This window comes from Nocardia sp. NPDC060220 (genome assembly GCF_042727815.1).
Lineage (GTDB): Bacteria > Actinomycetota > Actinomycetes > Mycobacteriales > Mycobacteriaceae > Nocardia.
The window spans coordinates 1-5,956 of sequence record NZ_JBHWZY010000417.1; the positions used below are offsets into that span (position 1 = coordinate 1).

Annotated in this window: 6 protein-coding genes; 4 read left to right on the forward strand and 2 right to left on the reverse strand. The window is 68.9% G+C overall.

Annotated elements, in window-relative coordinates:
- Nucleotides 1–130: 130 nt before the first annotated feature.
- On the forward strand, nt 131–1,135 hold the full coding sequence (locus ACFWF3_RS21155; protein WP_379314969.1) for an SMP-30/gluconolactonase/LRE family protein: 1,005 nt from the start codon (nt 131–133) through the stop codon (nt 1,133–1,135).
- 2 nt (nt 1,136–1,137) lie between these two features.
- On the opposite strand, the gene ACFWF3_RS21160 is transcribed toward ACFWF3_RS21155, so the two are convergent.
- A complete protein-coding gene (locus tag ACFWF3_RS21160; protein ID WP_378989943.1) occupies nt 1,138–1,716 on the reverse strand; it encodes a pyridoxamine 5'-phosphate oxidase family protein in 579 nt (192 codons plus the stop codon).
- A gap of 134 nt (nt 1,717–1,850) precedes the next feature.
- Here ACFWF3_RS21160 and ACFWF3_RS21165 point away from each other — a divergent pair, with 134 nt between their 5' ends.
- Entirely contained in the window at nt 1,851–2,678 is an 828-nt protein-coding gene (locus tag ACFWF3_RS21165) for an NADPH-dependent oxidoreductase (protein WP_378989944.1), read from the forward strand.
- 9 nt (nt 2,679–2,687) lie between these two features.
- Here ACFWF3_RS21165 and ACFWF3_RS21170 read toward each other — a convergent pair whose 3' ends face one another.
- Nucleotides 2,688–3,680: an LLM class flavin-dependent oxidoreductase gene (locus ACFWF3_RS21170; protein ID WP_379314970.1), complete on the reverse strand. Its 993-nt coding sequence runs from the start codon at nt 3,678–3,680 to the stop codon at nt 2,688–2,690.
- Nucleotides 3,681–3,825: 145 nt separating this feature from the next.
- Here ACFWF3_RS21170 and ACFWF3_RS21175 point away from each other — a divergent pair, with 145 nt between their 5' ends.
- Together ACFWF3_RS21175 and ACFWF3_RS21180 are read left to right on the forward strand one after the other, a co-directional pair.
- The gene (locus ACFWF3_RS21175) at nt 3,826–5,241 is read left to right on the forward strand and encodes an amino acid permease (RefSeq protein WP_379314971.1); all 1,416 of its coding nucleotides are present in this window, start codon (nt 3,826–3,828) and stop codon (nt 5,239–5,241) included.
- Nucleotides 5,242–5,368: 127 nt separating this feature from the next.
- Nucleotides 5,369–5,932 carry a hypothetical protein gene (locus ACFWF3_RS21180; protein ID WP_379314972.1) on the forward strand — a complete coding sequence of 188 codons (564 nt, stop codon included), beginning with the start codon at nt 5,369–5,371 and terminating at the stop codon, nt 5,930–5,932.
- Nucleotides 5,933–5,956: the final 24 nt, after the last annotated feature.

The window sequence follows — 5,956 nt, forward strand, 5'->3', positions numbered from 1 at the left end:
GTGTTCACCGCCGCACTTTAACCGTCCTCGGGCTCCTGCGTCGCCGACCGGGCAACCGGACTGCCGCTGAACTGCCTGCGGTGCCGTCCATTCCGCCACCGGGCCCGTGGCGACCCACAGCGTGGTAGCAATGGGCATGCAGATGCGCCCTCACCGCTGGACTCCGCCACGCCCCACCGCTCGTGCTCGGCAGACCCAGAGCGATCCGCCGATGCCGCCGACCCGGCTGTTGCCGCTGCCGGGCAACGGCCCGGAGGATGTGGTGGTGCTGCCCGACGGCCGGATCGTCACCGGGACCGACGACGGCGCGATCTGGCGCGTCGATCCCGCCAGTGGTGAGGTCGAGCGGATCGCCGACGCCGGTGGCAGGCCGCTGGGCATGCACGTCGAGGCCGACGGCGCACTACTGATCTGCGTCGCGGGCCGGGGCATCCTCCGGCTGGCCGAGGCGGGCGCGGAACTCGAGGTCGTCGTCGCCGAGCTCGACGGTGTTCCGATCGCGTTCCCCAGCAACGTGATTCGCGACGACGATGGCACGATCTATTTCTCGATCTCGTCGCGGCGGTGGCCGTTCGAGGAGTGGATGACCGACATTCTGGAACATTCCGGCAGCGGAGCGCTGGTCCGCCGCGATCCGGACGGACACCTGGAGGTGCTCGTCGACGGTCTCCAGTTCGCCAACGGCGTGGTACTGGCCCCCGACCGATCCTGTCTGCTGGTCGCCGAGACCGGCGCCTACCGGATCACGCGCTACTGGCTGACCGGCCCGCGCGCGGGCACCACGGACCACGTCGCCGAGAACCTGCCCGGTTCACCCGACAACATGCTGGTCGGCAGCGACGGACTGGTCTGGGTCGGCATCGTCTCCCCACGTAACCCATTGCTGGACAGGCTCTTCCCGCTTCCGGGGATCCTGAGGCGCTTGGTCGACGCGCTGCCGGATCGCCTGACGCCCGCGCCCGTTCGTTCGGTCTGGGTGCTCGCGTTCGATTTCGACGGCACCCTCGTGCACGATCTGCAGCGCGACGGCGGCGACTACGCGCTGGTCACCGCGGTGGCCGAACACAACGGCACCCTCTACCTCGGCAGCCTGTCCGAGCCGGCGATCGCGGTCACCTCGGTCCCGGCGACCTGACCTCAGCGCCGCACGGTGGACGGCACCGGATGATCCGGCTCGAGCGCGGGCAGCCCATCGATGCTGGTGGCGTTGTCGCCGGCGATGCGGCGGGCGAAATCGGCATCGGTGCGGCGGGTATGGGCCTCGTCGAGGATCGAGCGTTCCTCGACGAGGTCGAGTTTCGGCACCGACCAGCCACACGAGTCGGCGATCCGGTCGACCGAGATCACCACCGCCGAACGGATTCCGGTGTGGCCGGTGCCGAAATGTTCACGCAGCGTGTCGAATTCGTCGGAGTCGGGGCGAACCACCCGGCCCGCGCCGAAGAGTCGCAGGATGCGGGTGGTGCGGGTGAACGAACAGAACATCACGGTGATCCGGCCGTTGTCGCGCAGGTGGGCGATCGTTTCCGAGCCGCTGCCGAACAGATCGAGATAGGCGACGGTGTGGTCGTCGAGCACGGCGAAGGTGTCGCGATAGCCCTTGGGGGAGACATTCACGTGGCCGCCGGCCGACGGCGCGGTGCCGATGAAGAACATCGGCTGTTCGGTGATGAATGCCCGCAACTTGTCGTCGATCCGATCGAACACCTTGCCCATGACGCACTCTCTTCGTCCCACCAGTCGGTGGGCTCCCCGCGTCCACTGTATCGACCGGCCGGACCGAGGCAGCCGTTCGGTTCACGGTGAGGGTTACCGCAGACGGCCGCGGCGCCTTGGCCGACGATATCCCTATGACGCAGACCGCACCGAGCCCCACCCACCCCGTACAGCAGCGTTACGCGGACCCGGCCACCGAGATTCCGGCCCAGTGGAATCCGGTGCTCGAAGTGCTGCACGCGCACAAGTCGGTGCGCCGCTATCTCCCGGATCCCGTATCGCCGGACACGATTCGGCTGCTGGTCTCGGCCGCGCAGTCGGCGGCGACGTCGTCGAACCTGCAGGTGTGGAGCGTCATCGAGGTCCGTGATCCGGCGCGCCGGGCCAGGTTGGCCGCGATCGCGGGCGGTCAGGCGCATATCGAGCAGGCGCCCGTGCTGTTGGTCTGGACTGCCGACTTCGCCCGGTTGCGTCAGCTAGCCGACGATCACGGCGCACCGCTGGAGGGTGCCGACTATCTCGAATCCAGCTACGTCGGCTTCGTCGACGCCGCGCTCGCCGCACAGAACGCGGTGGTCGCCGCCGAATCTCTCGGCTTGGGCACCGTCTACATCGGCGCGCTGCGCAACGACCCGGAAGCGGTGGCCGCCGAGCTGAATCTGCCCGACCACGTCTTCGCGGTCTTCGGCCTGGTTGTCGGCCACCCGGACCCGGCGGAGGGCACCAGGGTCAAGCCGCGCCTACCGCAGACGGCGGTGCTGCATCACGAGACCTACGACCTTCCGGTCCAGCGCGAGCCGGTCGCCGAGTACGAACAGCGGATCGGCGAGATCTACACCGATCAGGGCCTGCCGTTCTCGTGGACCGAGCGCACCCTCGCCCGGCTGGCCTCGGCGGCCTCCCTCAACGGCCGCCACCGGTTGCGGGAGTCCTTGGCCGCCAGGGGATTCCGACTGCGCTGAGCGAAGCGCTCAGCCGTCGATCGCCTTCTTGGTCAGGTCGAGCGAGCGGATGCGGGCGTCGAGGTCGTAGACGAGGGTGTTGAGCATGAGCTCGTCGGGAGAGGTGGCGTCGAGCAGTTGTGCGGCTTGGGCGCGGACCGTCTCCGGCGAGCCCTGCAGCTGCGCGGCCCGGCGCTGCGCCGCGAAGTGGCGTTCGGCGTCGGTGCCGGGGAAGCCCGCGGCCTGCTCCGGGGTGGCCAGTGCCTGGGGGCGGCCGGAGCGCAGGTTGGCGAAGGCGAGATCGCGGGGTGCGGCGAGGCGGTCTGCCTCGGCATCGGTGTCGGCGCAGATCGCGGAGGCGGCCACGATCGTGTACGGCTCGCTCAGGGTCTGCGACGGCCGGAAGTTGTCGCGATAGATCGTCAGCGCGGCGACGGTGTTGTCGGGGGCGATGTGATGGGCGAACGCGAACGGCAGACCCAGCACCGCGGCGACCTGCGCGCTGTAGCCGCTCGAGCCGAGCAGCCACACCTGCGGTTCCGCGCCGAGGCCGGGGCTTGCCACGATCCCACTCGGATCGGCGCCACGGAAGAAGCCGATCAGCGCGGTGAGTTCCTGGGGAAACGCGTCACCACCGAGTCCTTCGGCACTGCGGCGCAGTGCGCGCGCGGTGACCGGATCGGTGCCGGGGGCGCGGCCGATCCCGAGATCGATCCGGCCGGGATGCAGCGACTCGAGTGTGCCGAACTGTTCGGCGACCACCAGCGGCGGATGATTCGGCAACATCACCCCGCCCGAACCGACCCTGATCCGCGAGGTGGACGCGGCCAGATGCGCCAGCACCACCGCCGGCGCCGCACTGGCGATGCCGGGCATGTTGTGGTGCTCGGCCACCCAGAATCGGCGAAAGCCCTGCTCTTCGGCGTGCTGTGCGAAGCGGGTCGTCGCGTGCAACGCGTCACCGGCCGTCGCATCCGATTGCACCGGTGCCAGATCCAGAACCGACAGCGTGACGGCGCTCATGAGCCTCCTCGAGTTGCGTACTACCCCTATGGAGGCCAACCCGCGCCGGACCGCCGGTATTTCCGCGCACCGGTGGTGGTGACACCGGCCACGGTTGCGGGGCGGTAGCGTGCACGACTGATCGACGCGACGGAAGGACTGTTCCATGTCAGCCGATGGCTCCGGCCTATCCACCGACGCCCCCGTGGCGTCCGCCCCTACGGCCGAATCGGAGGGATACGAGCGCGGCCTGAACCCGCGCACCATCCAGATGATCGCCATCGGCGGTGCGATCGGCACCGGCCTTTTCTACGGCTCCGGCGCGGCGATCGAGCAGGCGGGTCCGTCGCTGATCCTGGCCTATCTCGCCGCCGGGCTCGCGATCTTCGTCATCATGCGCGCGCTCGGTGAGCTGCTGACCTACCGCCCGGTGTCGGGCAGTTTCGCCGAATACGCGCACGAGTTCCTCGGCCGGTTCGCCGGGTTCGCGACCGGCTGGTCGTACTGGGCGGTGTGGGTGTCGACCTGCATGGCCGAGATCACGGTGGCCGGCCACTACGTCCAGTACTGGTTCGATATCCCGCAGTGGGTGACCGCGCTGGTCGTGCTCGCGGTGCTGTTCACCGCGAACTTGATCTCGGTGCGAGTCTTCGGTGAGGGCGAGTTCTGGTTCTCGGCCATCAAGGTGACCGCGATCCTGGCGATGATCTTGATCGGCATCGGTGTGCTGGTGTTCGGCTTCGGCCACGCCGCCGATCCCACGGTGACCAACCTGTGGGCCGACGGCGGCATGTTCCCGCACGGTTTCGGTCAGACCCTGCTCGTGTTGCAGATCGTCGTGTTCGCCTACGTCGGTGTCGAACTGGTCGGCGTGACAGCGGGAGAAGCTCGCGACCCCGAGACCACGCTGCGCAAGGCGATCAACACCCTGCCGTTCCGGATCGGTCTGTTCTACGTCGGTGCGCTCGTGGTGATCATGTCGGTGGCGAGCTGGCGCAGTTTCCACGCCGGGCGCAGCCCGTTTGTCGAGGTCTTCGAGCAGATCGGCATCCCCGCGGCCGCGGGCATCATCAACTTCGTGCTGCTCACCGCGGCACTCTCATCGTGCAATTCGGGCATCTACTCCACCGGCCGGATGCTGCGCAGCCTCGCGTTGCGTGACGAAGCGCCCGCGAAGTTCGCGATCTTGAGCAAGCAGTCGGTGCCGTTCACCGGCATCTGCGCCTCGGCGGGCGCGATGGTCATCGGGGTGGTCGTCAACGCGATCTCGCCGGACAAGGCCTTCGCCTACATCACCTCGGTGAGTACCGTCGGGATCATCGTCGTGTGGAGCGTGATCCTGGTGTGCCACATCAAGTATCGCGCCAAGGTTCGGGCGGGCGAGCTGCCCGGCAGCGACTACCGGCTGCCCGGCGCTCCCGTCACCACGTGGGCCGCGCTGGGTTTCCTCGGGTTGGTCGTGGTGCTGTTGCTGTGGACCGATGGCGGGCGCACCGCGCTGGTCGTCGGTGCGGTCTGGGCGGCACTGGTCTGCGCGGGCTACTACGCCTTCGGCCGCCGCGACGCAGTACACACCGGATAGCTCCGTTTGCTGGAAAGCCGCTGGCAGAGAGCCATTTTCTGTCGTACCCCCTCGGTATCGTCGAAGTGTCACACAACCAGCCCGGACGCGAGTGTGGCCGGGCGGTGCGAGAACGGGGGCACACGAGATGAGTGACGAGAACCGCGGCGATCTGCGGCCGCCACGCCAGCACGGAACCACCTGGCGGGAATCGGAATACCGGATACTGGCCGACGATCTGCGCGCGGGCGCCGATCTGGCCCGCACGGCGATCACGGTCGGGCGTACCGAATCGGCGGTGCGCGCCGCGCTGCGCAACTTCGTACCGCCGGAGGAACGGGTACCGACCGCCGAACGGGAGCGCTGGATCCGCACACGCCTTGTCGCCGAACCGGAATGGGACTGGTGGGCGGTGGTGATCGACCATCACCGCCGCTCCCGCAGCGGCTTGTGGTTCACCCGCCACGAGCACTGCGCCCGCATCGGCTGGCGCAGGCGCACCCCCATGCCCGCGCTGGCCCAGGAACTGGCCACCTCGGAACTGTCGGTCGCCGAGCTGCTGCGTGCGCTGGGGCTGGTCGAGAGCATCGAGGAAGCCGCCGACCGACTCGGCGCCACCCCGGGCCTCGCCCTGGCCAAACGGGTCACCGCCCGCCGCCCGGCCTCCCCTTCGGGGGACCCGACCCGCATAACAAGCCACGAACGCACATAACAACGGCCGCCGAAGGCCGTTCAC

Bases quoted from the DNA above. Each gene is read 5' to 3' on its own strand.
- ACFWF3_RS21160 (WP_378989943.1), bottom strand. From the start codon at position 1,716: ATGGGCAAGGTGTTCGATCGGATCGACGACAAGTTGCGGGCATTCATC.
- ACFWF3_RS21155 (WP_379314969.1), top strand. From the start codon at position 131: ATGGGCATGCAGATGCGCCCTCACCGCTGGACTCCGCCACGCCCCACC.
- ACFWF3_RS21175 (WP_379314971.1), top strand. From the start codon at position 3,826: ATGTCAGCCGATGGCTCCGGCCTATCCACCGACGCCCCCGTGGCGTCC.
- ACFWF3_RS21165 (WP_378989944.1), top strand. From the start codon at position 1,851: ATGACGCAGACCGCACCGAGCCCCACCCACCCCGTACAGCAGCGTTAC.
- ACFWF3_RS21170 (WP_379314970.1), bottom strand. From the start codon at position 3,680: ATGAGCGCCGTCACGCTGTCGGTTCTGGATCTGGCACCGGTGCAATCG.
- ACFWF3_RS21180 (WP_379314972.1), top strand. From the start codon at position 5,369: ATGAGTGACGAGAACCGCGGCGATCTGCGGCCGCCACGCCAGCACGGA.